Raw genomic sequence first — 1,946 nt, forward strand, 5'->3', positions numbered from 1 at the left:
TTAGAAGCGTGACTGGTTGTTGTATCTTGAACGATGGTCACGATACCTTTGTCGTCTACACTAAAGGTAATGTCTGTTACTTTTAGATAGCCTGTCGGAGCTGCTTCTTCATGGAATACATAAGTTCCAGCTGATAGGGTAAGCTGATGACTTTGACCTGCTTGTGAAATCCATGCTTCAATTACCTTGCCAGTCGTATCTTTTATCTGGATACTTGCCCCAGCAATTTCTTCTCCACCTAAGTTTTGTTTGCTAATGACTGTCTTGGGAACAATTGGTTTAGGCGGAGTTGGTCTAGGACGTGTCGGTTTGCTTACCACTATCGTCTGGGCTTCATCCTGCGGATTTTCATGGCGAACCTCTTGTTTGGTATCTGGCTCATCATCTTTATTACTATCTACCAAGTTTTCTTTAGATTTCGCCACCTCATACACGACATATTTTTCGCCCGCCTTAAGGTTTTGCGGTGCAAATGTCAGTTCCCATGTGCCTTTTCCGCTTGTCTCTGCCGTAACCTCTTTACTCGCGCTAGCGATTGCTTCAGTACTACCATCCGCTTTAATATGCATCAGTGTACCTGTTAATTCATATACCTTACCACCTACTAAATCGCTGTAGCTAACAGTATCTGTTACTTCTACACCTTGTGTGTCTTTACTCAATAAACGAACAGGTGTCGTACTTTCATTATTCTTTACGCTTACCGTTGTTGCTAGCTGACCTTGTTTAGGGTTAGTGTAAGTCTTTGTCCGCTTATTAGTAATGACAAAGCCTGTAGTAGCATCACCTGCAATTGTCGAAGAATAACCAGATAAACTATCTTCCGTTACAGTGTATTTAATTTTCTGCCACTTACTGTCATACTGAGGCAAACCTGTGAATTGATATACCCAATCATTTCCTTTTTTATTTTCAGCAGTTAATACCTGTGAACGAATTTTTTTGCCATTTGCTAATAAATTAATTGTGATTTTATCAGCTGGTGACCCAATCCATTTTTTAGTAACTTTAACACTTGCACCCCCTCTAATCCCAACAGAAATTAATCTTTGAACATTATTAGGATAGGCTGTCTCATAGATATACACTTCAAAATTTGCATCTGGTGTGTCTAATGAAACTGAAGTATCCTCTCCTGTTAAAATACGATAAACTCTCGAGCTAGCTTCTGTCCATTGGAAATTAGTATTATTAAATTTCTTTTTGTAATCATTTAACAGCGTCTCTCTATCTGTAATTCCTCCATGATCACTAGTATAATACCAAATAGCCGCCTGAGTAACTGCTTGAAACTGCATATCAGAAAGTCCATATTTTTCTTTCAAGCCTATCGCATCAACTGGATAACCATTCCATAACACTTTCCTAGTATCCGCACCATTATCCTTTGAATTTTTTGTTACCCATTTAATTTCTTCATCCGTATTGCCGCGATTAGGTGTCTTTCTTTTATATAATTGTTCTCTTGCACCGTTTAACTTTAAAAACACATCAAAATTGTTTTTATATGAACCATCTGATTTAAAAGGTGTTTGTTCAGAACTAGGTGGCTTTATCTCCTCGTTCAAACAATAAACAACTTCTTTAACATAATATTTAGCTCCAGCTATTTCTAATTTGTTAATCAAGGCTAACGGACTATGATTGACATCTTTACCATAATTTCCTCCAGTATTTCCCTCTGGATAGCCATAATAATAATCAGAATTGAAATAATCATCTATATTAGCCGCACGAATATTCATTCCTCCAGCTAACAATCCGACTAACATAAATAATATATAAGCATACCAATACTTTGCTTTCATTTTCATTATCTTCCCCCCAGAAAATTCATCTTATCCAACTATCTTAATCAAAATAAGTTATATTAAAATACATATATAAATAACTGATTTTAAAAGGTAATTTGCATTATATATATTAAATTTTAAAAAATCAACACA

Annotated in this window: 1 protein-coding gene; it reads right to left on the reverse strand. The window is 36.0% G+C overall.

The annotated features are described in order from the left end of the window. Positions 1-1,814: Cna B-type domain-containing protein (locus tag RK02_RS12390; RefSeq protein ID WP_016184026.1), on the reverse strand; the 1,814-nt coding region annotated here is incomplete at its 3' end. Positions 1,815-1,946 lie beyond the last annotated feature (132 nt).

Source organism: Enterococcus columbae DSM 7374 = ATCC 51263, from assembly GCF_000406925.1.
GTDB classification, from domain to species: Bacteria; Bacillota; Bacilli; order Lactobacillales; family Enterococcaceae; genus Enterococcus_E; species Enterococcus_E columbae.